29 protein-coding genes are annotated in these 26246 nt (G+C 60.0%); 14 read left to right on the forward strand and 15 right to left on the reverse strand.

What is annotated here, in order from left to right; translation table 11 throughout:
• Positions 1–7: 7 nt before the first annotated feature.
• The 4 genes from ACWHVV_RS18445 to argC all read right to left on the reverse strand — a co-directional run bounded on the left by ACWHVV_RS18445 (position 8) and on the right by argC (position 3207).
• Positions 8–679 (reverse strand): amino acid ABC transporter permease, encoded by a 672-nt coding sequence (locus tag ACWHVV_RS18445; RefSeq protein WP_447927513.1) that lies wholly within the window; start codon positions 677–679, stop codon positions 8–10.
• A gap of 91 nt (positions 680–770) precedes the next feature.
• On the reverse strand, positions 771–1538 hold the full coding sequence (locus ACWHVV_RS18450) for a transporter substrate-binding domain-containing protein (protein ID WP_447927514.1): 768 nt from the start codon (positions 1536–1538) through the stop codon (positions 771–773).
• Between the two features lie 166 nt (positions 1539–1704).
• On the reverse strand, positions 1705–2058 hold the full coding sequence (gene erpA / locus ACWHVV_RS18455; RefSeq protein WP_447530458.1) for an iron-sulfur cluster insertion protein ErpA: 354 nt from the start codon (positions 2056–2058) through the stop codon (positions 1705–1707).
• A gap of 120 nt (positions 2059–2178) precedes the next feature.
• Positions 2179–3207, reverse strand: a complete 1029-nt coding sequence (argC, locus tag ACWHVV_RS18460; RefSeq protein WP_447927515.1) for an N-acetyl-gamma-glutamyl-phosphate reductase — start codon at positions 3205–3207, stop codon at positions 2179–2181.
• A 218-nt stretch (positions 3208–3425) separates the two neighbouring features.
• Between argC and ACWHVV_RS18465 the strand changes: the two genes are divergently transcribed.
• The 5 genes from ACWHVV_RS18465 (at position 3426) to ACWHVV_RS18485 (ending at position 8302) form a co-directional block, all read left to right on the forward strand.
• On the forward strand, positions 3426–5234 hold the full coding sequence (locus tag ACWHVV_RS18465; RefSeq protein WP_447927516.1) for a chloride channel protein: 1809 nt from the start codon (positions 3426–3428) through the stop codon (positions 5232–5234).
• A gap of 9 nt (positions 5235–5243) precedes the next feature.
• On the forward strand, positions 5244–5675 hold the full coding sequence (gene hemJ / locus ACWHVV_RS18470) for a protoporphyrinogen oxidase HemJ (protein ID WP_447530461.1): 432 nt from the start codon (positions 5244–5246) through the stop codon (positions 5673–5675).
• A complete protein-coding gene (gene thiD / locus ACWHVV_RS18475) occupies positions 5675–6484 on the forward strand; it encodes a bifunctional hydroxymethylpyrimidine kinase/phosphomethylpyrimidine kinase (protein ID WP_447927517.1) in 810 nt (269 codons plus the stop codon). The genes hemJ and thiD overlap by 1 nt, the downstream gene beginning before the upstream one ends.
• 93 nt (positions 6485–6577) lie before the next feature.
• Positions 6578–7858 carry a glutamate-1-semialdehyde 2,1-aminomutase gene (hemL, locus tag ACWHVV_RS18480; RefSeq protein ID WP_447530463.1) on the forward strand — a complete coding sequence of 427 codons (1281 nt, stop codon included), beginning with the start codon at positions 6578–6580 and terminating at the stop codon, positions 7856–7858.
• 174 nt (positions 7859–8032) lie between these two features.
• Positions 8033–8302, forward strand: a complete 270-nt coding sequence (locus ACWHVV_RS18485) for a hypothetical protein (RefSeq protein ID WP_447927518.1) — start codon at positions 8033–8035, stop codon at positions 8300–8302.
• A gap of 108 nt (positions 8303–8410) precedes the next feature.
• Here the strand turns inward: ACWHVV_RS18485 and ACWHVV_RS18490 are convergent, their stop codons facing one another.
• The 6 genes from ACWHVV_RS18490 to ACWHVV_RS18515 form a co-directional block, all read right to left on the reverse strand.
• On the reverse strand, positions 8411–9247 hold the full coding sequence (locus ACWHVV_RS18490; RefSeq protein ID WP_447927519.1) for a curlin subunit CsgB: 837 nt from the start codon (positions 9245–9247) through the stop codon (positions 8411–8413).
• Positions 9248–9303: 56 nt separating this feature from the next.
• Positions 9304–9828, reverse strand: coding sequence for a hypothetical protein (locus tag ACWHVV_RS18495; RefSeq protein ID WP_447927520.1), 525 nt, complete (start codon positions 9826–9828; stop codon positions 9304–9306).
• A gap of 248 nt (positions 9829–10076) precedes the next feature.
• A complete protein-coding gene (locus ACWHVV_RS18500) occupies positions 10077–10907 on the reverse strand; it encodes a CsgG/HfaB family protein (RefSeq protein WP_447927521.1) in 831 nt (276 codons plus the stop codon).
• An 83-nt stretch (positions 10908–10990) separates the two neighbouring features.
• Complete coding sequence (locus ACWHVV_RS18505) at positions 10991–11413, reverse strand: curli assembly protein CsgF (protein ID WP_447927522.1); 423 nt, start codon at positions 11411–11413, stop codon at positions 10991–10993.
• On the reverse strand, positions 11413–11961 hold the full coding sequence (locus ACWHVV_RS18510; RefSeq protein WP_447927523.1) for a CsgE family curli-type amyloid fiber assembly protein: 549 nt from the start codon (positions 11959–11961) through the stop codon (positions 11413–11415). The genes ACWHVV_RS18505 and ACWHVV_RS18510 overlap by 1 nt, the downstream gene beginning before the upstream one ends.
• 20 nt (positions 11962–11981) lie before the next feature.
• Positions 11982–12674, reverse strand: coding sequence for a LuxR C-terminal-related transcriptional regulator (locus ACWHVV_RS18515; protein ID WP_447927524.1), 693 nt, complete (start codon positions 12672–12674; stop codon positions 11982–11984).
• A gap of 258 nt (positions 12675–12932) precedes the next feature.
• On the opposite strand from ACWHVV_RS18515, the gene rdgB reads away from it, so the two are divergent.
• The 4 genes from rdgB (at position 12933) to ACWHVV_RS18535 (ending at position 16405) form a co-directional block, all read left to right on the forward strand.
• A complete protein-coding gene (gene rdgB, locus ACWHVV_RS18520; protein WP_447530471.1) occupies positions 12933–13541 on the forward strand; it encodes an RdgB/HAM1 family non-canonical purine NTP pyrophosphatase in 609 nt (202 codons plus the stop codon).
• Positions 13534–14700 carry a radical SAM family heme chaperone HemW gene (gene hemW / locus ACWHVV_RS18525; protein ID WP_447927525.1) on the forward strand — a complete coding sequence of 389 codons (1167 nt, stop codon included), beginning with the start codon at positions 13534–13536 and terminating at the stop codon, positions 14698–14700. Before rdgB ends, hemW begins: the two co-directional genes overlap by 8 nt.
• A gap of 44 nt (positions 14701–14744) precedes the next feature.
• Positions 14745–15452, forward strand: a complete 708-nt coding sequence (locus ACWHVV_RS18530) for an OmpA family protein (RefSeq protein WP_447927526.1) — start codon at positions 14745–14747, stop codon at positions 15450–15452.
• A gap of 110 nt (positions 15453–15562) precedes the next feature.
• Complete coding sequence (locus ACWHVV_RS18535) at positions 15563–16405, forward strand: 23S rRNA (adenine(2030)-N(6))-methyltransferase RlmJ (RefSeq protein WP_447927527.1); 843 nt, start codon at positions 15563–15565, stop codon at positions 16403–16405.
• Between the two features lie 20 nt (positions 16406–16425).
• Here the strand turns inward: ACWHVV_RS18535 and ACWHVV_RS18540 are convergent, their stop codons facing one another.
• Positions 16426–16878, reverse strand: coding sequence for an Lrp/AsnC family transcriptional regulator (locus tag ACWHVV_RS18540; protein ID WP_447927528.1), 453 nt, complete (start codon positions 16876–16878; stop codon positions 16426–16428).
• A 108-nt stretch (positions 16879–16986) separates the two neighbouring features.
• Between ACWHVV_RS18540 and rarD the strand changes: the two genes are divergently transcribed.
• The 5 genes from rarD (at position 16987) to ACWHVV_RS18565 (ending at position 21885) form a co-directional block, all read left to right on the forward strand.
• Positions 16987–17895, forward strand: coding sequence for an EamA family transporter RarD (rarD, locus tag ACWHVV_RS18545; protein ID WP_447927529.1), 909 nt, complete (start codon positions 16987–16989; stop codon positions 17893–17895).
• Positions 17896–18007: 112 nt separating this feature from the next.
• On the forward strand, positions 18008–19099 hold the full coding sequence (locus ACWHVV_RS18550; protein ID WP_447927530.1) for a cobalamin-independent methionine synthase II family protein: 1092 nt from the start codon (positions 18008–18010) through the stop codon (positions 19097–19099).
• 209 nt (positions 19100–19308) lie between these two features.
• Positions 19309–19917, forward strand: a complete 609-nt coding sequence (locus tag ACWHVV_RS18555) for a TetR/AcrR family transcriptional regulator (RefSeq protein WP_447927531.1) — start codon at positions 19309–19311, stop codon at positions 19915–19917.
• Positions 19914–21155, forward strand: coding sequence for a multidrug effflux MFS transporter (locus ACWHVV_RS18560; RefSeq protein ID WP_447927532.1), 1242 nt, complete (start codon positions 19914–19916; stop codon positions 21153–21155). The genes ACWHVV_RS18555 and ACWHVV_RS18560 overlap by 4 nt, the downstream gene beginning before the upstream one ends.
• A gap of 37 nt (positions 21156–21192) precedes the next feature.
• Entirely contained in the window at positions 21193–21885 is a 693-nt protein-coding gene (locus tag ACWHVV_RS18565) for an SDR family NAD(P)-dependent oxidoreductase (protein WP_447927533.1), read from the forward strand.
• Between the two features lie 6 nt (positions 21886–21891).
• Here the strand turns inward: ACWHVV_RS18565 and mnmE are convergent, their stop codons facing one another.
• The 4 genes from mnmE to rpmH form a co-directional block, all read right to left on the reverse strand.
• Complete coding sequence (gene mnmE, locus ACWHVV_RS18570) at positions 21892–23262, reverse strand: tRNA uridine-5-carboxymethylaminomethyl(34) synthesis GTPase MnmE (RefSeq protein ID WP_447927534.1); 1371 nt, start codon at positions 23260–23262, stop codon at positions 21892–21894.
• 102 nt (positions 23263–23364) lie between these two features.
• Positions 23365–25050: a membrane protein insertase YidC gene (gene yidC, locus ACWHVV_RS18575; protein ID WP_447927535.1), complete on the reverse strand. Its 1686-nt coding sequence runs from the start codon at positions 25048–25050 to the stop codon at positions 23365–23367.
• 115 nt (positions 25051–25165) lie between these two features.
• Positions 25166–25567, reverse strand: a complete 402-nt coding sequence (rnpA, locus tag ACWHVV_RS18580) for a ribonuclease P protein component (protein ID WP_447530480.1) — start codon at positions 25565–25567, stop codon at positions 25166–25168.
• A 13-nt stretch (positions 25568–25580) separates the two neighbouring features.
• Entirely contained in the window at positions 25581–25715 is a 135-nt protein-coding gene (rpmH, locus tag ACWHVV_RS18585; protein ID WP_447530481.1) for a 50S ribosomal protein L34, read from the reverse strand.
• Between the last annotated feature and the right edge of the window lie 531 nt (positions 25716–26246).

A 26246-nucleotide genomic window follows, 5' to 3' on the forward strand; every position in this document is an offset into this window, starting at 1 on the left:
GCGTTCCTTATTGTCCTGCGATGCCTTTACGCTCGAGCAGACGCAGCGCTATGGAAAGTGTCCAGGTGATCGCCAGATACATCAGCGCCACTACGAAGTAGACCTCGAGGGCGTTGAAGGTGGTCGCGATGTAGATACGGCCCTGACGGACCAGCTCGCCGACACCGATGATCGAGAACAGCGAGGTGTCCTTGATGCTGATGATGGCCTGATTGCCCAAAGGCGGCACCATGCGCCGTAGCGCCTGGGGCCAGATCACGTAGAGAAACGCCTGGGTGCGCGAAAGCCCCAGTGACAGCGACGCCTCGCGCTGGCCACGCTCGATGGACTGCACGCCGCCGCGCACGATTTCGGAAATGTAGGCGCCGGAATTCACCGCGATGGCGGCGATACCTGCCACCAGCGGATCGATGGGGCCCCCCAGTAGTTGCGGCAACCCGTAAAAGATGAACAGCACCTGCACCAGTATCGGCGTGCCACGAAATACTTCGATGTAGATGCTCGCGACCCAGCGCATCCAGGCCACGGAGCTGATGCGCAGAAGGCCGAAGAAGATGCCGATGAAAAAACCGATTGCCAGCCCCCCGAAGGAGATCGCCAGCGTCCAGGGAATACCGGGTAACAGGTGGGGGATCGAAGCCAGCGCCGCTGACCAGTCGAACTCAAAGGTAACGTCCACGCGTTATCTCCAGATGAGTAAAATACAAAGGGCCGAGCGACTATCCGCCCGACCCTGAAGAAGTGGTGTTCGCGTCGAAGAGAGCGAGGCGTTATTCGGCTTCCGGGGCTTCACCGAACCACTTCTCATAGATCTCGTCGTAGGTACCATCTTCGCGCATGGCGGCCAACGCTTCGTTGGTCGGCTCTAACCACTCGCTGCCTTTATGAAAGACGATCCCGTACTGCTGGCCTTCGTAGAGTGGGCCGACCACTTTGGTACGGCCATCGCCCCGTGTTTGCGAGAAGTAGGCGACGTTGGGGGCGTCGTACAGCACGGCGTCGACGTTGCGGCCCAGAAGTGCCATGTACATGTCAGGCGTATCGGGATAAGGCGTAATCTCGGCGTCGTCACCCAGCTCTTCTTGCAGGAAGTTGTAGCTGGTCGAGCCGATCTTGGTCGCGATGCTCAAGCCCTGCAGGTCTTCGAGATCTTCGACGTCGTCGTTATCGGCGCGCACGATGATCTGCAGACCGGAGTCGTAGTAGGGGTCGGAAAAATCGACGACCTGGGCACGCTCTTCGGTAATCGTGGTGCCGGCGATGGCGATTTCCTGGCTGCCGGTCTGTACCGCCGGAATGATGCCGGAAAACTCCATGGTGGTGAGATTGACCTCGAACCCGGCGCGGCTGGCCACTTCGTTGATGATGTCCATGTCGAAGCCGATCATTTCGCCGGTTTCGGAATCCATCATTTCAAAGGGCACGAAGCTTGGGTCGGTGGCAACGTTGACCGAAGGCGTCTGCGCAAGCGCCGAAGCGCTGCCAAGGCTTAGAGTCAACGCGGCGGCAATGGCGCTATAGGTAAGCGGAGTGTTCATGTGTTTCCCCGTGTTTTATATGACGCTAACGGTCGTGGGGCGTCATGCCCGTCGACCGCGCGCAATGTTGTAGACCTATCAACCTTGGCGAGAAACCGCCAAGGCGTCAAGTCACGAACCGGGGGTGGTATTAACGCAAGAAGTGGGTCTTGCTCTGAAACACGACCTAAACCATGAACGACGCACCGCACCCGCAGGTGGTGGTGGCGTTGGGGTTTTGCACGCGAAAACGGGCGCCGGCCAGACCCTCTTCGAAATCGATCGTCGAGCCGACCAGGTACTGATAGGAAAGCGGGTCGACGACCAGAGCGGCGGCGCCGAACTCGATCAGGGTGTCGTCGTCGGCGACGTTGTCGGCAAAGTCGAACCCGTACTGAAAGCCCGAGCAGCCGCCGCCGGTCACGTACACGCGAAGCTTCAGCGCGTCGTTGTGCTCCTCGGTCATGAGCGCCTGAATACGCCGTCGCGCGCTGTCGGACAGCAAAAGTGGGGTTGGTACGAAAGCTTCTGCACCGCTCATGGGTACCTCCCGCGAGCTAAAATGGCTGGGTGAAAGCGCAATTATGGGTAATCCCGAGCAAAAGGGTCAACTATTACGTCGCCTTTTTCTAAGTAGCACCTCTGCGACAGCGCTTTCCGTCTAGGGCATCAGCGCCGGAGCGTTGAGGCCCAGGGTCTCGTCGAGGCCAAACATCAAATTCAAATTCTGAATCGCCTGGCCGGAAGCGCCCTTGACCAGGTTGTCGATGACCGACAGCACGATGACGGTACCGCCCTGTTGATGAACCGCGAGCCGGCAGGTGTTGTTGCCTTTGACGCTGCGCGTTTCCGGGTGACTGCCGGCGGGCATCACATCCACGAACGGCTCGTTTTTATAGCGCGATTCGAAAAGCGCCTGCAGCTCCGTTGCGTCGACTTTCAGGGTGCTATAGAGCGTGGCGTGAATGCCCCGGATCATCGGCGTTAGATGAGGCACGAAGGTCAGCTCGATCGGGTGTTCCTGCATATCGTTCAGGCCCTGGCGGATCTCTGGCAGGTGGCGATGGCCCGAGGCGCCGTAGGCCTTCATCGATTCGCTCGCCTCGGCGAGAAGCGAGCCTACCTTGGCACCGCGTCCGGCGCCGGTCACGCCGGATTTACAGTCGGCGATCAGCCGTGTTTCGTCGACCAGCCCGGCCTCGAGTAGCGGCAGGTAACCAAGCTGTACGGCGGTGGGGTAGCAGCCAGGCACGGCGATCAACCGCGCGCCCTTGATCGCTTCGCGGTTCATTTCCGGCAAGCCATAGACCGCCTCTTCGAGCAGCGCCGGCGCGCCGTGAGGCTGGCCGTACCACTGGCTCCAGAGTTCGGCGTCGCGCAGACGAAAATCCGCGGAAAGGTCGATGACCCGCGTGCCGTTCGCCAATAGCTCACCGGCCAGCGCGTGGGCCACCCCGTGGGGCGTGGCGAAAAACACCACGTCCAGGGCGCCCAGCGCGTTGGCATCGGGCTCGCTGAAGGCGAGTGCATCAAAATGGCCGCGCAGGTTGGGGTACATGTCGCTCACCTTGACACCGGCCTCCGAGCGCGAGGTGATCGCCTCGACGCTGACCTCTGGATGCCCGGCTAAAAGCCTTAAAAGCTCCACTCCGGTATACCCTGTACCGCCTACGATACCGACCTTGATCACAAGTCACCTCTTGTCCGTTCGTTGATATGAACCGCGCGTCTTCAAGCCTAATAAACCCGCGCCGGGCTGTCTAAGCGCTTCAAGCTATGATACACAAGAGTGACAGCCCAGGCGTGACGGATTCAATGAGTAAGTCCTCACTTTTGGCCGCCCCGAATAAACGCACTACGCTTTAACCTCGACTGATAAGAACCCACCAACAGGCAAGGAACGCGGCTGTGGCACGCTATTCCCGAGCAGATTTCACCCTCGATGCCTTCCGCCGCCAGCTGGCCAACGTCGACGCGTTGCCCCAGCTCTGCGTACTGGGCCTGGTCTCCGGCGTCATTACCGGCGCTGTGATGGTGGGCTTTCGCCTGCTTTTGGAAGCCGGCGCGATCGTCTATATGCCCGAGGGCGACCCGGAGGCGTTCGAAGGTCTTGCTCCTTGGCTTCGCGCGCTGCTGCCGCTTTTGGCGGTGACGCTCATCGGCGTTTTTCTTTACCGCCAGAAAGCCGCGGCACACAAGCTCGGCGTTAGTCACGTGATCGAGCGGCTCTCCTACCACCAGGGGCGCTTTCCCATGCGCAACTGGCTCAACCAGTGGTGGGTCGGGGTGGTGTCGGTACTCGGCGGGCTTTCCGCCGGGCGCGAAGGCCCGGCGATCCACCTGGGCGCGGCCGCCTCCAGCGGGCTTGGCCTCAAGCTTCGCTTGCCCAACAACAGCCTTCGCGTGCTGGTCGCCTGTGGTACCGCGGCGGGTATTTCTGCCTCGTTCAATACGCCGATCGCCGGGGTCATCTTCGCCATGGAAGTGGTGATGATGGAGTACACCCTGATGAGCTTCATGCCGGTCATTTTGGCCTCGACCATGGGCGCGGTGGTCGCTCAGGCGGTTTACGGTAGCGAACCCGCCTTTCGCATTCCCGATGTAGCGCTGGGCTCGCTGATGAACCTGCCCTGGGTGGTGGTGACCGGCCTGGGGATCGGCCTGCTCGCCGGGCTTTTCATTCACATTGCGCGCACTCAGCGTTTGAGCCGTCTGCCGCTTTGGCTGCGCCTGGCGGTGGTCGGTGTGACCACCGGCGCAGTGGCCTGGTGGTTCCCCCAGGTACAGGGCATTGGCTACGACAGCCTGGCGGCGGCGCTCAACGACCAGCTAAGCGTTAGCGTGCTGCTGGGGCTGGTCATTGCCAAGCTATTGATCACCGCGCTGACCGTGGCCGGAGGTGTACCGATTGGCATTATCGGCCCGGTACTGGTGGTCGGGGCGGCCGCCGGTGCGCTCAGCGGCTCGCTTGGTCTTTGGCTTTGGCCGGCGCCCGCCGCCGACCCTGGCGTTTTTGCCATGCTGGGAATGGCGGCCATGATGGGCGCGGTGCTTCAGGCGCCGCTGGCCGCGCTGATGGCGCTTTTGGAGCTGACCCACAGCCCGAACATCATGCTGCCGGGCATGCTGGTGGTCGTGGTGGCCTGTCTGACCTCGCGCCAGCTAACGGGCTGCGAAGGCTTTTTTATCAGCTCGGTACGTTACGGCCTACACCCCCTTCAACAGCCGCTGATGCAGGCGCTTTCCCGGGTGTCGGTACCCGCGGTGATGGAGCGCCAGCTAGTGCGTACCGAGCGAATCGTCACGCCGGACCAGGCGCGTAAGCTCCTGGAAACTAATCCAATGTGGCTTCTGATCGAGCGCTCCAGCGATAAAAAGCCGGTGCTGGGTTTGAAAGCCTCGGCGCTGGCGCGCTGGCTTTTGGAGCACGACGAGGCGCTGGCCGGTGAGCCACCGCCGGACGACGAGCAGGTGGACCTTCTGGAAATTCCCGGTCAGCGCGTGGAGATGGCGCCGATCGCGCTACAGGCCACGCTTTCCGAAGCTTTTTTGAAGCTTCAGGACAACGCCCTGGGAGCGCTTTACGTGGTGCACGGTTATCGGCCAAAGCAGCAGCGAATTTCAGGTATCATTACCCGGGGGGCGATCGAGCGTTACTACCACTATGCTGACCCTCGTGACAAAACCGACCCCCGTGACAATGAGCCGACCGCGTAAGGAGAAACCATGTATTTATGGATGAAGGCCCTGCATTTGATGGCCGTTGTGACCTGGTTCGCCGCGCTTTTTTATCTGCCGCGGCTGTATGTCTACCACGCCACTGCCCGCGACAACGGGGATGAGCAAGCGATCACTTACTTCAAGACCATGGAACGCAAGCTCTATCGTGGCATTATGACCCCCTCGATGATTTTGGTGCTGTTGTTTGGTGGGATCATGCTCTATCTGATACCCGGCTGGATGAGCCAGGGGTGGATGCACGTCAAACTGACGCTGGTGGCGCTACTGGTGGCCTACCATCACGTCTGCCTGATCTATTTGAAGCAGTTTGCGCAAAACCGCTGCACCAAAAGCCATCGCTTTTTCCGCTTCTTCAATGAAGCCCCGGTCATCGTGTTGATCGCCGTCGTTCTGCTTGCCGTCATTAAGCCTTTTTGATGATAAAGCCGCTTCCTCCCGTGGTATTGGTACTGGCGGGTCACGACCCGACCGGGGGCGCGGGGCTGATCGCCGATAGCGAAGCCGTGGCCGGTTGTGGCGGCTGGGCAATGACCATTCCCACCGCCACCACCGTGCAAAACTGCCACGATGTCCAGCGTGTGCTGCCCGCCGACCCGCAAATGATGTTACAGATGGCCCAAGCGCTCGAGGGGCTTCCCGTCAGCGCGATCAAGCTGGGCCTTTTGGCCGATGAAGCGACGCTGTTGGCCGCCGAGCGTATCATTCGCCGCTTTCCCGGCGTGCCGGTGATTGCCGATCCGGTGCTCAAGGCGGGGGGCGGTGCTGAGTTATCCACAGCCGCGCTTCAAAAACGCTATGTGCAGCGCCTGCTCCCCCTTGTGGATATTCTGACGCCCAACCGGTTCGAGCTCGCCGCCTTGACGCCGGACGTAGAAGAGGGCGCGGACGATACCACCCGCGCGGTGGCGCTTATTTCCCAGGGGGGCCAGGCGGTGCTGGTAACGGCCACCGACGATCCGCTGCCGGGAAACGACGGCCAGGTCGTGCATACGCTGCACTCGCCGGATACCACGCGCCAGTGGCAGTGGCCGCGCCTGGCGCAGCGCTTTCACGGCTCGGGCTGTACGCTGGCTTCCGCCATTGCCGCGCGCATGGCAGTAGGTGAGCGCTTACCCACTGCCTGCGAGCAGGCCCAGCGCTTTACTTGGCAGGCCCTGTCCGAGGCGTTCGAGCCGCCGGACGGGCAGTACCTGCCCAACCGCTTGTCACGCCCAACCCGCTTTTGATCTCATTGGCCGCCGGGTCGGTAACGCGTCTATTTAAGTCCGCGTTTAAAGGACTAAGCTATTCACTTTCGAGTCATTCACGTTGAGGATGCCATGACCACTTCTGCCGAACTCTTTGAACTTGCAAGCCGCCATATTCCCGGCGGGGTCAACTCGCCGGTTCGCGCGTTCAAGGGCCTTCACCGCCCGCCGGTCTTCATGGAGCGCGCCCAGGGGGCTTACCTGTTCGACGTCGAGGGCAAGCGCTATATCGACTACGTCGGTTCCTGGGGGCCGATGATCACCGGCCATGCCGACCCGGACGTGCTCGATGCGGTACGTGCACGCCTGGATAACGGACTTTCCTTCGGCACACCCACGGCGGTGGAAACCACCATGGCGGATCTGATCTGCGAAATGATCCCGTCCATGGACATGGTGCGCATGACAAGCTCCGGCACCGAGGCAACGATGTCCGCGATTCGCCTGGCCCGGGGCAGCACCGGCCGGGACAAGATCGTCAAGTTCGAGGGTAACTACCACGGTCATTCCGACTCGCTGCTGGTGAAAGCCGGCTCCGGGGCGCTGACCCACGGCGAGCCGAGCTCGCCGGGCGTGCCGGCCTCGCTTGCCGAGCACACCATTACGCTCTCCTATAACGACCCGGAAGGCGTCGAGGCCTGCTTTGCCGAAATCGGCGAGCAGATCGCCTGCATTATCGTCGAACCCGTGGCGGGCAACATGAACTGCATTCCGCCTCAGCCCGGCTTTTTGGAAACGCTGCGCCGGGTGTGCAACGAGTACGGTAGCTTGTTGATTTTCGACGAGGTGATGACCGGTTTTCGCGTCGCGCTCGGCGGCGCCCAGGCCCACTACGGTATCACCCCGGATTTGACCTGCCTTGGCAAGATCGTCGGCGGCGGTATGCCGGTGGGCGCCTTTGGCGGCCGGCGCGACATCATGCAGAACGTCTCGCCCATGGGCCCGGTTTATCAAGCCGGTACGCTCTCGGGCAACCCGCTGGCCATGGCCGCCGGGGTTACGCTATTGCAAAAGCTCAAGACACCGGGCTTTCACGATGCGCTGACCCAGCGGGTGCAAACGCTTTGCGAAGGCTTGCAGGAGCGCGCGAACGCGGCGAACGTGGCCATGATGACCCAGTCCGCCGGGGGCATGTTCGGGCTCTTTTTCACCTCGCAAACGCGTGTGGATAACTTTGCCCAGGCCACCGCCTGCGATGCGGACATGTTCCGGCGCTTTTTCAGCGCCATGCTGGACCAGGGCGTGTACCTGGCGCCTTCGGCTTATGAGGCGGGCTTTATGTCCAGTGCCCACGCGCCGGAAGACATTCAGCAAACCCTGGACGCCGCCGAGAAGGCGTTTGCCCTGCTATAAACCGCGGCGCTGGCCAACGCACTGCTATACTCAAAGCGCCGCTCATCGAAGCGGCGCTGTTGGTTCACAAGGTCAATCATCATGAAATGGCAGTCGTTTTGGTCTTACACCCTTGGCGTTGCAAGCCTGGCCTCTGTTTTATCCACAGGTGCGCTTGCCTATCAGGAGCAGCATATGACCCCCATTCAGATCAACGTAAGCGGCACGCCAGGTGCTGAGTTTTCCGCCCATTGGCGGGTGAGCAACGGCGATGAAGTCACCGAGTACTTTGAGGAACGCAAAAGCGTACCCTTTGAGTTCAGCTATGAAGGCACCGCGCTCGAGGGGGAGGTGACGCTTTTAACCGATAACGAACGGCTGGAAGTGGATATTTTGAAGGGCACCAACCGTTCGCGTTCGTCGACCCAAGGCAAAGGTGGCACGCTGACGCTCACTATTCGTTAGCAACAAAACGCAAAAACCGCCCCGAAGGGCGGTTTTTTGACTCCAGGTCCTTCGAGCGAGCAGCGCGTGGAGGACCTGATATCGGGGCTCTGGCATCAAAACCCTGGCTTAGTGGCCTTGAGCGACAACGTTCATGTTGTTGTTGCCCACGGTAGTGATGCTGGAGGTGTGGCCGCCGCCGAAGAAGCTGCCGCTTTGGGATACGGTTTGCTGGTTACCGTAACCTTCGGTGTAAGCGTAGGAGTCGTGGTTGTAGCCAGACTGCGAGATGTCGGCCGTGTTGTAGCCGCCGGTGGTCAAAATGTTGCTTTCGTTGTAATAACCTTGCTGGCTGACGTTGGCCACGTTGTTGTTGCCTTCCAGGTAGGCGTAGCTGTCATTGGCGGTGCCATCCTGAGCGATAGTGGCGTCGTTGCTGCTGCCGACGGACTCGATGACGGACTGGTTGAGCTTGCCTTGCTGGGTGACGGTCGCGTTGTTACCCGTACCTTCCTGATAGGCATAGCTGTCGTTCAGCCAGCCGTCCTGGGTAACATCCGTCGTGTTGTTTTCGCCGTTTTGGTTGGTAACAGAGACGTTGGCAACCCCATTCTGGTCAGCAGAGGCTTGGTTGTTCAGGCCGCCCTGGTAGATGGTTGACTGGTTCTTGGCGCCCATCTGATCAACGCTTGCCACGTTACCTTCGCCGACCTGCTCGATACCTGAATCGTTCCAGCCCGGAAGCGTGGTGGCAACGCCGTCAACGTCATCCTGGTTGACGGTCGTTTTGTTGTACGCGCCGTTTTGTTGAACGCGAGATGTCTGTGAGCCCCACTGGGTTACGTTGTTAGCGTTGTGGTCGCCACTTTGATTGATAGTGGAGTCGCTTCCAGCGAACTGGGCGGAGGCAGCAGTGCTCATGGCGATGGCAATGGCGGCGGCAATAGTGGTGATTTGAGTTTTCATGTGGATTTCCCCTTCAAGACGCTTGCTTTAGTTGTTACTGAGACAAAGAGATTGGCTCAGTAAGTGTCGACGATGACTGGTCGTGCGTTACCCGAGAACGCCTGCTGTTCCACGCTAACGCCGCGGTAGCCACTCCCCGATTGTGAAATCTCGATATCGCTTTGATGACCCGTTTGGGACACAAAGGCGTGTAACCCCTGAACGCCATAGGATTGATTAATGGTGGCGAGGTGACGGTCACCATTTTGTAAAACGACCCCAACGTTATTACCTCCGGCTTGCGTAATGGAGGCGGTATTGAAGTTGCCGGTTTGGCGAATATTGGAAAAGTTGCCGTGTTGATACTGGGCGGAATACGATTGTGTTACGGTGGTACGGTTGTGATGGCCGTTTTGCCTTATGATGCTGTAATTGTCTGTATAAACGGGTGCTTGCGAGGTTTGAAAGTACTGCTCTACACGGCTTTGCGCCTGGGCATTCAGCGCGGCTGAATAGGTGATGACAAACGCTAGAAAAGACCGAACCAGGGGCTTCGAGAGCGCCAGCGCTTTACGTGGTAAAAACGCCTGTCGAGTCGTCATCTCATTACCTTTTGAAAAGTTTTGTATCTAAATGTAGTGATTCGTTGAGTTTGGACTATTTAATAAATTGCGCTATCAGGGCTTTTCTTAAACGCGTGATCAAATATCTAAAAAAAGCGGCACTCTGAAGTACGGTTTTTCTAATATCCCGTAATAAAATTAAAAAAAGCGGCGCTACCGAGAAGTAGCGCCGCTTTTTTTAATGAAACGTGTGACTAGTTTTTTAGTAAGCCAATCATGATAGTGGCCTATAAGGCAGGCGTTGGCGCATTAAGATACTCGGCTAATAGAGTGTCCTGTGCGTTAGCGTTGTTGGCCAGGTTCCAGAGATTATTCTCGACACCCCGGGCAATGAGATGAATGACCGCCGACTCGACCGCGGACATGACGGCCATCTGGACAGGCTCGTTGGAGGTAATACCGACTTCGGCTTCCAGTAAGCGGCGGAAATCGATAAACCGGTAAACGCCTGCGCGAAGCTCTTTCGAATAGATGGTTTTGGTCGTGGTGACGTTGGCGAGTATCTCGCCGGTAGATATTTCGACCGCGCGCAGGTTGACCGTCACCTGATCCACCTGGTATTGGCCCGACGCGCCGATACCGAAGTATTCCGCCCCGGCACCGCCAGTACGCACGTTGGATTCGTAGGCGATGATGCCGCCTTCGAGCATGACCGAGGCCGCGCGCAGCGAGGGCAGCGTATCCGGCTGATTGAAGCGTTCGAACTCGGCGCGGATGATACGCCGCTCGGTTAGAAGATTCTGCAGGCCGACCCGCTCTAGCGGAATGAACCAGCCGGAGTCCGCGAGCGCCCCGGTCAGCATTGCTGCCGCGCCCTGGGTCACCGCGGTCGAGAACGTGCTGGCCGGTGCCGGGCGGTATTGGCCGGTCTGGTCGCGGAAATCGTACACCGATACGAAAATTTTACCCGCCGGCGGCGGTAAAGAAACCAGGTCCTGGTAGGTCGAGCCGCGGGGGGTCAGCGTGGCCTGGGCGCCTTCCAGATCGTTGGAATTAGCGACCATGCCGGCGCAGCCGCTCAATAGCGCCGCCAGCATGAGTGAAGCGATGATTTTCATTTTGATGTTCCCCTGACGACACACGTAAGCGTTATGTTGGCGTTTAGCCGGTTGGTTTTTGAACAGTGTCGAATACCGCTTCACTATGGGTTGAAGAGCCCGCCCACGCTGATATTGGTGACATCGCCGGTGAGCTTGTCCACCACGCGCACCACGAGCTGGCCGCCGTTGTCGCTGACCACCACGTTGAACTCGCCGCTATCGAAAGAGCCCTGATTGACGTTGCCCGCGCCTACATCGGAGATCAGCTGTGAAATCAGCCGGCTTTCCAGGTTTTGAACCAAACGGTCCGTGGAGGAGAGCTGCTGTATGCTGCGCGCATTGGGGTCGGTGTTGGTGTCTTGCGCCTGCGCCTTACCCAGCAGATACGAGCCCATGAAGGGGTCGCCACCAAAGGATGGGTTCAGCGGCCGGTACACCAGATCCCCTGCCGACGCCGCGCTCCCCCCGGCAAGTGCTACCACCGCGATAGTGCCCAGCCACAGGGGGTGTCGTTTGACGTTCATTATCGTAACTCCTCACTTCCCAGGTCTTTATCGAAGGTCAGGGTGGTAGCCAACTGCTCCCGCAGCAGCGCGTCCTGAACGATTTGCACGGCCTCTTCTGCCGCTTGATCCGCCTGATTGATGCGTGGCGAAAGCTGTGTACGGAAATACATCTGGTTGCCCTGCAGGATCCAAAGCTGGCTTCCCCAGCGGGCATCCGGACGCTCCTGGACAATGAGGGTCGCGTTATTGATCAGCGGATTACCCATGGCCCGCTGGCTAAAAGCGCGGTAGAAGGTCTTGCCTGCCATGGTGATGGTGCGGTCGACCATCACACCGGTCAGCTCGCTGCTACCGTAGCCGCGCGGCTCGACCTCGGCCCCGTCAGGGCCCGAGAGACGGTTGATCGCATCGACCGCTGCCTGCTCGTTTTCCGGCAGCTCGTTGCCCGGCAACGAGTCGCTCGGCGAGGCCGGCTGATGGGGCGATACCGGCTCGCTTGCCGATACCGGCCCCGCAAGCGCCAGTGACAGCGCACCCAACAGCAGTAGCGTGCGATACAAGGCCATGGTCGTTTTCTCGGTAGGGTTTAGCGCCCGCGCTGCAGGCTACGCGCTGTCTCGATATTGGGCAGGATGGGGCCGAGGTTCTGGTGGATCCAGTTCAGCGCCTGAATACGGTTATGCACATTGATCTTTCTGAAGATGTTGTAAAGGTGCGACTTGACCGTGTGCTCGCTGACAAAAAGCTTCTCGGCGATCTGCTGGTTGGAGGACCCGCCGCTGAGAAGCGAGATGATCTCCATCTCCCGGTTGGTCAGCCCGCAGGCCGGGCGGAACGCATTGCTTTGGTATTTGCGGTAAAAAATAATCAGCCGCGCCATTAAATCGCGGGACATCCAAAGCTCGTCGTTGAGCAGGGCGTGAATGCCCTTGCAGATCACCTCGAGGCTCTCGTTACGGTAGAAAACCCCCTTGAGCTGGGAGCAGGAGAGTGCTTCCAGGGCGTGATCCATGTCGCGGATGTTAAACGCCGCCAGCGGTGCCTGGGAGAGCGACTCGGGAAGCTTCTCCTGCCAATCCGGGATGACATCGACACTGACGTGGTCGGCATCCACCAGCAGAAGCTGTTTGCCGATAGTGGCCTCCGGCAGTGAAACCCCGGGGGCATACAGATGAATGGTGTAACCCGTCTGCTTATTCAAATACTCGGCAAACAAGTGAGACTGGGGGCTTTTTTCGGTGACGATATACACCACGCCCGGGGTTTTGTGCTGCGCCATCGATAACCCTCCGGCTGCTAATAAAGTGTGAGACGATAATGCGCGGATTGTTACCTATAATGTTTTTTTAGTAAAGTTATGTTACTAAAAATATGTTTAAAGTAGTTTTTATACAACCATTCGATTAGAGAAGTTAGCGGTCAAGACTGAAGCGGCGCCAGCCGGCGGCCGGTGTGATGGCGCCCTACGCAGGCAAGGCATCTTTAGCTGGCGTGCGGTTAGGCGTAAACTGAGCGGCTCTTACTGGGAGGTTACGCCATGTCCGCCGTCAATACGCTTGTGTTAGCCAGTGGCAATGCTGGCAAGTTAAAAGAGTTCAAACAGCTTTTGGCCCCCTTGATGCTCGATGTGCGCCTGCAGTCGGAGTTTGGCGTTCATGACGTAGAAGAGACTGGACTGACCTTCGTCGAAAACGCGCTGCTCAAGGCGCGCGAGGCCAGCCGGGTTAGCGGGTTGCCGGCGCTGGCCGACGACTCGGGTTTGGAAGTCGACGCGCTCCACGGTGCCCCGGGCATCTACTCGGCGCGCTTTGCCGGCGAGCCCAAAAGCGATGAACGCAACAACGAGAAACTCTTGAGTGCGCTTGCCGATTGCGCCGAAGGCCAGCGTAGCGGGCGCTACTGGTGCGTGCTGGTGTACCTGCGCCACGCCGAGGATCCGGTACCGATCATCGTTCAGCGCAGTTGGGACGGTGAAATTCTCGCCCATCCGCGAGGCGAAAACGGTTTCGGCTACGACCCGCTTTTCTGGCTGCCCGAGCAGAGCATGAGCGTGGCCGAGCTGCCTGCGGATACCAAAAACCGGCTGAGCCATCGCGGCCGCGCCTTACAGGGCCTGGTCGATTTTTTGAAGGTGGCGCATGGGTAGTACCCCGCCGCTTTCGCTTTATATCCACACCCCCTGGTGCGTTCGCAAGTGCCCTTATTGCGACTTCAACTCCCACGAGCCGACCTCCCGGGCGCTGCCGGAAAACGCCTATCTCGAGGCGCTTTTAAGTGACCTGGACGATGACCTGGCCCTGGCCGACGGACGCGAACTCGCCACGATCTTTATCGGCGGCGGCACGCCGAGTTTGCTCTCGCCGGCGTTTTACCGACGCCTTTTAGGCGAAGTACAGGCGCGCCTGCCCTTCGCCCCGGATATCGAAATCACGCTGGAAGCCAACCCGGGCACCACCGAACAGGCGCGATTCGTCGGCTACCGGGAGGCAGGGATCAACCGCCTTTCGATCGGCACCCAAAGCTTTCAAAGCGCTCAGCTCGAGGCCCTTGGACGCATTCACAGCGCCGATGAAGCCATCAAGGCAGTGGGCCATGCCCGCGTGGCGGGTTTCGATAATCTGAATATCGACCTGATGCACGGTTTGCCGGGTCAGACACCTACGCTTGCCCTGGAGGATATCGACCAGGCACTCGCGCTTTCGCCGGAGCATCTCTCCTGGTATCAGCTTACGCTCGAACCCAACACCGCGTTTCATTCAAGCCCCCCGGTGCTCCCCGAAGAGGAGGCGCTTTGGGATATTCAGGAGCGAGGCCACGAGCGTCTCGTCAAGGCGGGGCTTTCGCGTTACGAAATATCCGCCTACGCAAAGCCTGGCAAGGCAAGCCGCCATAACCTCAACTACTGGCAGTTCGGCGACTACCTGGGGATAGGCGCCGGCGCCCACGGCAAGCTTTCGCACATAGGGGCGGATGGCCGCTGGACGATCGAACGGCGCTGGAAAACCCGCCAGCCCGACGCCTATCTTCGCCGCCAATCCGACCCGCGCGGCTTTATCGCCGGCAAATCGGTGATCGAGCCTTCCGAGCTTGCGCTGGAGTTTGCCATGAACGCGCTGCGTTTGACCGACGGTGTCGACATGGCGCTGTGGCCTGCCTACACCGGCCAGCCGCTAGAGGCTTTATTGGCGCGCTTGCACGGTGCCGACAAAAAAGGACTTTTGATGGAAATGCCCGAAAAACTACGTGCATCGCCGCAAGGTCTATTATTCTTGAACGAGCTGCTTGAGCAAATCAGTGACGACTAGCCCGGCAGCCTGGTTAATCAAATGAGTTTTTTAAGGAGTGAGTGATGCGTATTTCTCGACTGCTGACCCCGGTAGCCGCCGCCCTGTTAATTGCCGGCTGTGCTTCCTCTGACCCTTACGGTGGCCAATCGCAGCGCTCCAGCACCGGTATGGGAACAGGTATTGGTGCCGCGGTAGGGGCGGCGGCCGGCGCGCTTTCCGGTGATGGCTCCACCAGCCGCCGCGACCGTGCCTTGATCGGCGCCGCCGTAGGTGCCGCCGCCGGTGCCGGTGTCGGCGCTTATATGGACCGCCAGGAGAATCAGCTGCGCGAAAGCCTGCAGGGCTCGCGGATCGAAATCGACCGCCGCGGCGACGATATCGTCCTCAACATGCCCAGCAGCGTAACCTTCGGCTTCGACTCTTCCGAGCTTACCGGTGAAGCACGCAGCGCGCTCAACGAGGTGGCGGGGGTGCTTAACCAGTACACCGATACCCGTGTGAATATCGCCGGCCACACCGATAGCGTCGGTAATGCGGACTACAACCAGCGCCTCTCCGAGCGCCGCGCCCAAGCGGTCGGCAGCTACCTGGGCCAAAACGGTGTCTCTTCGTCGCGTCTTAATACCCGCGGCTACGGCGCCAATCAACCGGTGGCCACCAACGACACCGACCAGGGCCGCGCGCAGAACCGCCGCGTTGAAATTACCCTGACGCCCACCGGTAACGGCCAGGGTCAGCAAGGCCAGCAGGGCCAGGGCAGCGGCTACTAAACAGCTGATGCTCCGGTAGGCCGGTAGGCTCAAACGCCCCGGCCAAGGCCTTTAATCCGAGCCCGCTATTATTTGATAGCGGGCTTTTTTACACCTCGTTGTGAACCGCTATGCTCTCTTATCAACACGCCTACCACGCCGGCAACTTTGCCGATGTCCATAAGCACCTTACGCTTTACGCCGTCACTGGCTATCTATTACGTAAAGAAAGCGCCATTACATATATAGACACTCATGCGGGTCGAGGGCTCTATCCTCTGGATACCAGGGAGGCCTTGAAGCTCGAAGAACACCGCGAGGGCGTCGTGCCTCTCTGGCAGGCGCGGGAGCAGCTCGACGAGCTACTTCTGAACGAATGGCTGGCGCGTATTCAGACGATCCAGCCAAAAAGTGGCCCGTTGAGCCACTACCCGGGCTCGCCCTGGTGGCTTTCCCAGCGGCTTCGCGAGCAAGACGCGCTGCGTCTTTGCGAGCTGCACCCGGGGGAGCACGCCGAACTCGACGCCCAGGCGCTACCGCCGACGGCAAAGCGCCTTTATGGCGACGGACTGGAAGAGCTCAAAAAGCGCGTGCCGGTCAAAACGCCGCGGCTTTGCGTATTGATCGACCCAAGCTATGAGCAAAAAGCGGAGTACCGCGAGGTGGCCGACGCCGTGATTCAAACCCTCGAAAAGGCCCGCCACGCGGTCATCATGATCTGGTATCCACTGCTTCCGGCGGGGCATCACCACACGCTGCTGGAGACGTTAAAGGCCAGCGGCGTGCGCAAGATATGGCGTAGCGAGCTACACCGCGCCCCCGCCGGCCAGAACCACGGCATGTACGCAAGCGGCATGCTGGTGATCAACCCGCCTTGGGGGCTCGATGAGCATCTAAAGGGGGCCATGAACAAGATTACCCCGCTTTTGGGTAAGGAGAGCCGCTACCAGGCGCAGTGGCTGGTAGCAGAATAAACAAGTCGTTCGCGGGGTGTTTAAAGGACCTCGAGGGTCGATTTGACCCGGTCCAGCGCCACCAGGGTGCGAAACCACTTAACGTTGGGGTTTTCGTGGAAAAGCGCATCGCAGATTTGCTGGAAGCGGCGCATGCTGGGGACCAGTAACACCAGCATGAAGTCCGCCTCGCCGGTGACGTAGTAGCACTGCTGGATCTCCGGGCCGGAGAAGCGGGCTTTCAGCGCGTCCAGGTCCGCGGCGTGGGTCTTGTCCGCGCGTACTTCTACGAAGATAGTGATCACCTGACCCAGCTTGTCCGGGTCGAGTACCGCCACGTTCGCTTTTATGTAGCCTTCCTTTTTGAGCCGCTGAATGCGCCGCTGTACGGAAGCGGTGGAGAGATGCACCGTCTCGGCCAGTTCGCGAAGCGGCGTCTGGCACTCCTGCTGCAAATGTTTGAGTAGAGAACGGTCGTAGTCGTCCAGGGCCATGCTGATCACTCGGTGAGAAAATTTATCAATGTAAGGCGTTAATTCGAGCGCCTTTATCGTATCCGATGCAATAAAGTACCGCGACACTGTCTAGCCCGGATACGCTTTATGCAAACCGCCCCTAACACGGCGCTCGGTGTCGTCTTGAACGTGACGGCTTCGCTTTTTTTCGCGCTTCTGTTCGCCTATACGTCGCTGCTGGATACGCTCGATGGTGGGGAAATATACGGTTGGCGAATGCTGCTCACCTTTCCCTGCCTGACGTTTTTTATTCTGTTGCGCGGCCATGGCGGGCAGGTGGCGCTCGTTTATCGACGGCTCAAGGCCGAGCGCTACTTCTGGGCCACCCGATTACTCGGCGCGGCGCTCCTTGCTCTCCAGCTGTGGCTTTTCATGTGGGCGCCGGGCAATGGCCAGGGGCTTGCGGTGTCGCTTGGGTACTTTCTGATGCCGATCACCATGGTCTTCGTTGGCCGTCTGGCCTTCAAGGATCGCCTGTCGCGCTTTCAGACGCTCGCTAGCCTGCTCGCTCTGGCGGGGGCGCTCAATCAACTGCTGTTCTCCCAGGCGCTTGCCTGGCCAACGCTTCTGGTGAGCCTTGGCTATCCGCTCTATTTCTGGCTGCGCCGGGTGACCGATACCAACCACATTGGCGGTCTCTGGTTCGATATGCTGCTGGCCCTGCCGGTCAGCGTCTATTTCGTCGTTCAAGGCGGGGAGGTGCTCGGCGCCGCCAGCATCGCGCCGCTTGGCCTGGTGCTCGGCCTTGGGCTGTTAAGCGCCCTGGCGCTGGTGTTTCAGGCGCTTTCGGCGCCGCTTCTCAACCTGAGCCTTTTCGGCCTGCTGGTCTATGTCGAGCCTTTGCTGTTGTTCGTGGTGGCGCTAGGCATGGGGGAGTCGGTCAGCGCGAACGAGTGGCCAACCTATGCCGCCATTTGGCTGGCCGTAGCGGTGCTCTGTGTGGAAGGCGGGCTCGGGGTGAAAAGGGCAAGGCAGCGCCCGCGTACGGCCTGCTGACTGCACTATTAAAATGATTCACGCAGGATCAAGAAAAGATCACTTTTGTCCCTGCCAGGTTTGCGCGAGCATGGGAGCATCGAGAAACATTCAAACAGAGCAGGAGAGTACGATGAGCGAACATAAAGCCCCTTTTCGCGCCGATGTCGTCGGCAGCCTGCTGCGCCCGGCGGCGATCAAGAACGCCCGTGAAAAAAGCCAAAGCGACCTGCGTCAAATAGAAGACGCGGCGATCAAGCACGCCGTCGCCGAGCAGTGCCAGTGCGGCTTGAAGGTGGTCACCGACGGCGAGTTCCGTCGCGCCTGGTGGCACTTCGACTTCTTCGAGGGCCTTGAAGGCGTGGAAGGCTACGACGCGGCGCAAGGCATCCAGTTTTCCGGCGTGCAGACCAAATCGCGCAACGTGCGCGTGACCGGAAAGCTTGGCTTTGGCGCGCACCCGATGCTCGAGGACTTCAAGTACCTTGCCAGCATCAGCGACGGCGCCACGCCCAAGATGACCATCCCAAGCCCCAGCGTGCTGCACTTTCGCGGCGGGCGTAACGTTGTAAGCCAGGACGCCTATCCGAACATCGACGACTTCTTTGATGATCTGGCCCAGGTCTACAAGGATGCGATTCAGGCGTTTTACGCCGCGGGCTGTCGCTACCTGCAGCTCGACGATACCGTTTGGGCGTATCTTTGTTCTGATGAACAGCGCGCCCAGGTCATCGAGCGCGGCGAAGACCCGGACGAACTCGCTCAAACCTACGCCCGGGTGATCAACGAGGCGCTGGCGGACAAGCCTTCTGACCTGGTGGTGGGCATGCACGTCTGCCGGGGCAACTTCCGCTCGACCTGGATCTCCGAGGGCGGCTACGAGCCGGTCGCCGAGCTGCTGTTTGGTTCGGTGAATATCGACGCCTTCTTTTTGGAGTACGACTCCGACCGGGCCGGCGACTTCGAGCCGCTGCGCTTTATCAAGTCCGGTCATCAGAAGGCGGTGCTTGGCCTGGTGACGACCAAAACCGGTGAGCTCGAAGACCCGGAGGCGATCAAGGCGCGTATTTATGAGGCGGCCCGGTTCGTGCCGCTCGAGCAGCTCTGCCTGAGCACTCAGTGCGGCTTTGCCTCTACCGAAGAGGGCAACGCGATCACCGAGGCCGAGCAACAGGCCAAGCTCGAGCTGGTGGTTCGCGTCGCTCGCGAGGTCTGGGGTGACTAGCTCCATTGCGCTGCCCCGGGGCATGAAGCCGTTACCCGGGTAGTGGCCTATTCGCCGTTTTGTGTTTGACCAAACCCCGCCAGCGCCTGGCGGGGTTTTTTGTGCCGAGGTGTTGGGGAAATGAAGAAGAGTCGTGCTGAAAACTTTACCTACCTTCCGGTAGGTAGTATATTGCGCCGCTCTTACTCAGCTCGTTTACGAGGCTCTTCATGGCTCGCTCAAAGGCTACCCAGCGCATCGTGTCGGCGGCGGTGGCGCACTTCGCCGAGGCTAACTACGACGGCGCTTCGCTTTCCGCCATCGCCGAGGCCGTCGGTATTCGCAAGGCTTCGCTTTATGCCCATTTTGCCTCGAAGGAGGCGCTTTTCATGGCCGCCTTCGAGGAGGCGCTCGACGCCGAGCGCGCCTTCGCCAGCGAGTGCTTCGCAGGCGAAGGCGCCCAGGTGCTCCCCGGCTCGGGCTACTGCCAGGCGCTGGTGCAGCGCTTTGGTGAGACCGCTCATTTACGCTTTTTTCTGCGCGTAAGCTACATGCCGCCGCTTGCGCTTGCCGAGCGGATCGACGCGCTCCACGAAGCTTACCTTGCGCAGTTGAAAGACGCCTTTTTGGACCGTCTTGCGCGCTGGGGCGAGGCCAAAATCCCGCTATCACCAACACAGACGGAGCGCTTCGCTCTGGCGTATCTGGGCATCGTGGACAGTCTGCAGGTCAAGCTGATCTACACCTCCGCCACGCTTAGTGAACGCCGCCTCGAAGCGCTGATGCACACTTTCGAAGACTCTCTGACCCTTCGCCATTCGATGAGTACAACGTCATGACGACCCTCGCTAAACCGCCCGTCCAGGCCATCGGCACCGGGCTTCTCATTTTGCTGGCCTTGATCACCGCGCTCGACGCCATGGCGATCGACATGTACCTGCCCGGCATGCCGGATATCGCCGAGGATCTCGGCGTTTCCGCCGGCCATATCCAGCAGACGCTGGCGATCTTTTTGATCGGCCTGGCGGTGGGCCAGGCGATCTACGGGCCGCTGCTGGATCGTTTCGGGCGGCGCTGGCCGCTTTTGATCGGGCTAGGCGTTTTCATTGCAGGCTCTGTCCTGGCCGCGCTCGCCCACTCTTTTGAAACACTGCTGGCCGCGCGTTTTCTTCAAGCGCTGGGTGCGGCAGCGGGTCTGGTGGCGCCACGGGCGATCATCGATGACGTGTATGCGCTCAAGGAGTCGGCGCAGAAGTTTTCGATTCTCATGCAGGTGATGATGGTGGCGCCAATCGTCGCGCCGGTACTGGGCGGGCTCATTTTGATCTACGCCGAGTGGCATCTGATCTTCTGGGCCATGGCGGCTCTGGGGGCGCTCGGCCTTGTCTGGGGGCTTGTGAGCATTCCCGACTCCCTGGCGGTAGAGCAGCGCGTGGCGCTAAGTGCGGCGAGTATCGTCAAGGGTTACGCCCGGTTGTTCGCCCAGCCGGTGTTCATGCTTTATAGCGTGGCGAGCGGCCTGGTGATGGGGGCGTTTTTTTCGTACATCAGCGGCTCCTCCTTCGTGTTCATGGAGCACTTCGGCTTGGGGTCGACCCAGTACAGCCAGCTCTTCGCCGCCAACTCGGTGGGCCTGGTGCTGGGCGGTGCGGTCAGTAATGCCTTGATCAAGCGCGAGTGGTCGGCCTGGCGCGTGATGATGGCCGGTACGGCGATCTATACCCTGGCAGGCACGGCGCTTTGGTGCGTCAATGCGCTCGGCGCACCGACGCTGCTCACCTATAGCCTGATCCTCGGGCTTGCGATCGCCTCACTCGGCATGGTGTTCGGCAACGTAATGGCGCTGATCATGAACGCGGCGGATTCACCCGCCGGCGTCGCCTCGGCGCTGATGGGCGTGCTTCAGTACCTGCTCTCCGCCCTGGTCGGCTTCGCGGTCAGCCTGACCACCGTCAGCCCTGCCCAACTGCCCGCGACCATCGCGATTTGCGGGGCGCTGGCGCTCGTGCTTTGCTGGCTGGCGAGCCAAAAAGAGCAGGGCGGCGCTTATACGGCCGGCGCCGCCGAGTCGGCGTGATCTATCGCGTGGATGAGACGTTTAAAAGGAGCAGACAATGAGCAACCTTCAGCGCGCCGTAGTGATCGGCGCCTCGCGCGGAATCGGCCTTGGCCTGGTGGGCGAGTTACTAACCCAGGGCTTCGAGGTCGCGGCGGGTGTTCGCCCCAGTGCCTCCACCGAGGCGCTGGACGCGCTGGGTCAGCGCTTCCCGGGTAAGCTCGACATCGTCCACGTTGACCTCGCCGACCCGGCGAGCGTTGGTGCTTTGGATGTAAAGTCCCCCATCGATCTGCTGCTGATCGCGGCGGGAGTCATGGGGCCGGAGCACCAGCGCGCCGAACGTGTCAGCCGCGAGGCGCTGGCCGAGCTTTTCTGGATCAATGCCACCGCGCCGGTCACCCTGGCGCGCACGCTACTGCCCCATATGCGCCAGAAGGGCCGCATTGCCTTTATCAGTTCGCGCATGGGAAGCGTTGCCCTCAACGAAGAGGGCGACCGCGAACTCTACCGGGCAAGCAAAGCGGCGCTGAACAGCCTGACCCGCGGCTTCGCTCGTCACGAGGCACAGCCCGCCGGGGTGGGCGTGCTCAATATCCACCCCGGTTGGGTGAGAACCGGAATGGGCGGCGACGACGCGCCGGTCTCCGTTGAGGAGAGCGTAAAGGGTATCGTCAACGTAGTGAACACTCACTCCGATTGTCTCGAACAGCGTTTCATCGATTATACGGGGGCGCCGCTTGCGTGGTGAGCCCCGCTATTTGCCGATACAGAAACTGCCAAAAATCTCACCCAGCAGGTCGTCGGCGCTGAACTCGCCGGTGATCTCGCCAAGCGAGGCTTGAGCGTCGCGCAGGTCCTCGGCGAGCAGCTCGCCGGCGCCCATGCCTTCGAGCTGGGCACGGCCGTTGTCCAGTGCCGCCATGGCTCGGTCCAGCGCGTCCAGGTGGCGCCGCCTGGCCGAGAAGCGCCCTTCGGTGGTGGCGGCAAAGCCCATCACGTCTTTCAGGTGGGTTTTTAAGTTATCCACACCCGCCCCGGTTTTCGCCGACAAGCGCAGCGTCGGCGTGGCGGTGGCGTCGTCTAGCCCGGCGTCTTCCTGGCTTTCATCGATCTTGTTGCGCACCAGCGTCAGGCGACTCTGATCCGGCAGGCGGGCGACGAACTCGGGCCAGATGTCCATGGGGTCCGTGGCCTCGGTGGTCGAGGCGTCCACCATCAACAGCACCCGGTCGGCACGCTCGATCTCCTCCCAGGCGCGGGCCACGCCGATCTTCTCCACTGCATCTGGCGTGTCTCGAAGCCCGGCGGTGTCGATGATGTGTAGCGGCATGCCGTCGATGTGAATATGCTCGCGCAGCACGTCCCGGGTGGTGCCGGCGATCTCGGTGACGATCGCCGTTTCCTGCTCGGTCAGAGTGTTTAAAAGGCTCGATTTACCCGCGTTGGGCCGCCCGGCGATCACCACGCTCATGCCCTCGCGCAAAAGCGCGCCCTGGCCCGCGGCGCGGCGCACCTCAGAAAGCGACTGCTGGACCTCTGTGAGGCGGTTGGCCACGTGGCCGTCGGCGAGAAAGTCGATCTCCTCTTCGGGAAAATCGATGGCGGCTTCCACGTAGACCCGCAGGGCGATCAAGCGCTCGACGAGCTGGGCGACCCGGTTGGAGAACTCGCCCTGAAGCGAACGTACGGCGTTTTGGGCCGCCGAGCGCGAGGTTGCATCGATCAAGTCGGCGATCGCCTCGGCCTGGGCCAAATCGAGCTTGTCGTTCAAAAAGGCGCGCTCGGAGAACTCGCCAGGCCGCGCCAGGCGCGCGCCCAGGGCCACGCAGCGCTCGAGCAGCATATCCATGATGACCGGCCCGCCGTGGCCTTGAAGCTCCAGCACGTCCTCGCCGGTAAACGAGTTCGGGCCTTCGAATACGAGCGCCACGCCTTCGTCGATGATGGCGTTTTCGCCGTGAAAGGCGCCGTAGTGAGCGTAACGCGGGGCCGGGTAGCGCCCCAGGATGGCACGGGCGATATCGCCGCAGGCGGGCCCGGAGACGCGAATGATGCCGACACCGCCGCGCCCGGGCGGGGTGGCAAGGGCGGTGATCGTGTCCTGGGTATAAAGTCGTTGTGCCATGGCACGCCTCCTGGATGAATGGCGGTATTGTGAATTTGTCCGGCCCTGAACGCCAGACCCCCGCACGAGGGCGGGGGTCTGGTGAGTCAAGCGAGGGGGCGATTACTTGGTTCGCATCCCTTTACCGACACTGGGGTCGTTCTCGATGCGCCTTGTAATGAAGTACTGCTGCGCCACCGAGATGATGTTGTTGACCACCCAGTAGATGACCAGGCCTGCCGGGAACCACAGGAAGAAGAAGGTAAAGATGATGGGGAGCATCTTCATGATCTTCGCCTGCATGGGATCGGGAGGCGTCGGGTTGAGCATCTGCTGAACGAACATCGAAATGCCCATCAAAATCGGCAGGATGAAGTAGGGATCCTTCACCGAGAGATCCTGAATCCAGAACATGAACGGCGCGTGGCGCAACTCAACGGACTCCAGCAGCATCCAGTAAAGCGCGATGAACACCGGCATCTGAACCAGAATCGGAAGACAGCCGCCTAGCGGGTTGATCTTCTCTTTCTGGTAGAACTTCATCATCTCCTGAGACATCTTCTGACGGTCGTCGCCGTACATTTCCTTGAGACGCTGCATCTCCGGGCCGAGCTTGCGCATCCGCGCCATCGACTTGTACGCCTTGGCCGAGAGCGGGAAGAGCACCGCTTTGACCAGTACGGTCAGCAGTACGATCGACCAACCCCAGTTACCGACGATGTCCTGGATATGGTCCAGCAGCCAGAAAAGCGGATTGGCGATGAACCAGAGCCAGCCGTAATCCACGGTGAGCTGCAGGTTGGGCGCGACCTGTTCCAGGTAGTCCTGCACCTTGGGGCCCATGTAGAGCGTAGCGCCCAGCGTCGCTTCGCCTTCGGCGGCAACGTTACTGGTCGGGCCGGCAAAGGCCACCACGTTGCGATCGCGTGCGTCGGTGGTGACGTAGTAGAGGTTTTGCTGATTCTGCGACGGGGCCCAGGCCGAAACGAAGTAGTGCTGGATCATCGCAATCCAGCCGCCTTCGGCTTCGCGGTTTTCAAAGCTCGAGCTTTGAATGTCGTCGAAATCGATCTTGTCGTAACGCGTGTCCGGCGTGGAGTACGCCGCACCCATGTAGGAGTTCATGCCCAGGGTGACGCCGCTGGAGGGGTCCGGGCTGTTGTCCCGGGCAAGCTGGCCGATAAAGCGGGCGCTGACCGGGTTCTCGGTGTTGTTGGCCACGAAGTAGCTGACGTCCACCGCGTAGTTGTCGCGCTCAAACGTCATCCGCTTGGTGACGTCGACGCCGTTGACCTCGGCGGTCATGTCGACCTCAAGGGTCTGCTCGTCGTTACCCAGACGGTATTCGTTGCGCTCCGGCGTGAAGGCGATCCGGCTTGCCTGGCCGTCCAGCTGAATGCCCGAACGCGCGACGTAGCTGCGCGTGGCGTTGTCCGAGAGCAGCACGTAGTTGCGCTCGGAGTCCAGGGTCATCTTGTGCTGGGGCAGGGCGGCGAACACGATATCCCCGCCGTAGGGGTCGATACGTACATCGAGTACATCGGTGGTGACGGCGATGAAGTCGCGACCTTCGGACTCACCGGCCGCTTCCGCCGGCATCTCTTCGCTGGCGCTACCCTGGGGGGCGCCGGTGCTGGGTACGGTCAAGTCATCGTTGGTCGACTCGGTATTGGCCCCGGTACTTTCACGCTGGGTGATTTCCGGCGTCGAGTCGTAGCTGGTTTGCCCGTAGTCCTGATTCCACTGAATCACTAGAAGATAGGCCAGTACAGCCAGTGGAATCAGCAATAAAAGTCGTTTTACGTCCATGAGGGTTCTGCCCGATGGGTGGTGAACATGCTAATGGCGCGGCGTCATTTACTCGGCCCAAGACACACGAAAGCCTGCCATAAGGCAGGCCGAGGCCGAGCGGCGGAGTGTGTGATCAAGCGCCATGCGTAGCGTTAGCAAGCGGGGGAGGCGGTGGTGCTGCCAAAGCGTCGCGCTGGAGTCGTTTCCACATGCCGTGTAGCTGGCGGTAAAGTGTTTCATTATCGATATCCTGAACACCGCGCTTGGCCAATATCACTATATCCACAGAGGGTAAGCGGTGTTGGCGAAGCCGAACGGATTCTCTAACGAGACGCTTGAAGCGGTTACGGTCAACGGCACGCTTGACGTTTTTCTTGCTGACCACCAGTCCAACGCGAGGATGACCTCGGGTATTGAAGCGTGCGAGCGCCATCATACCTTTGCCATGGACTTTCAGGTCTGCCTGCTCAAATACGTAGCTGAAATCCCCGGCGTTCAGTAAACGTAAACCCCGGGGATAGCCTTGATGCGACACACGCAATCCGAAATCAGGCGCTCAGACGCTTACGGCCTTTGGCGCGACGGCGTGTAATGACAGCACGGCCATTTTTGGTTGCCATACGAGCACGGAAGCCATGCGCGCGCTTGCGCTTAAGAACGCTGGGTTGAAAAGTGCGTTTCATAACTCGTTATTCCCACGTGGTTTAGGACGAAAGTGAATTCCAAACGACCCGGTCCAGTGAGGAACTAGCCGGGGAGATCCAATTCAAGACCGGAAATTGTAGAGACTTCGGCGCCGCGGTGCAATTTTTCTGCGCACAAAAAACGCTAAATATGCGCTAACGGCTCGTAACATGCCTTCAATGAACGCCTTTGACGCAACTACTATTACTAATGAAGTTATTTAAAACCTGTTGTTATTAATAGTGGGGATACTATTTGTGGATAAGTGGTTTTATATTTTTATAAACAACCTGTTATAGGCATAAAAAATGTGTGCATAAGCCGTAGAAAAGCGGCTTGTAAGGTGTGTGGCAGGTGTGGACGACCGGGTAAAAAAGCCCCTGTGGATGGTTTATCCGCAGCGTCTACGCGACTTGTCCCAAAAGCTCATCGCAAGTTGTCCACAGGCTGAAAAGAGCCCCTTGCACGTGTGGATAACCGGCTCTTTGGGCGCTACAATAGGCGGCCGTTTTCAACTGATGGTGAGATGA

The organism is Vreelandella sp. EE27 (genome assembly GCF_968206495.1).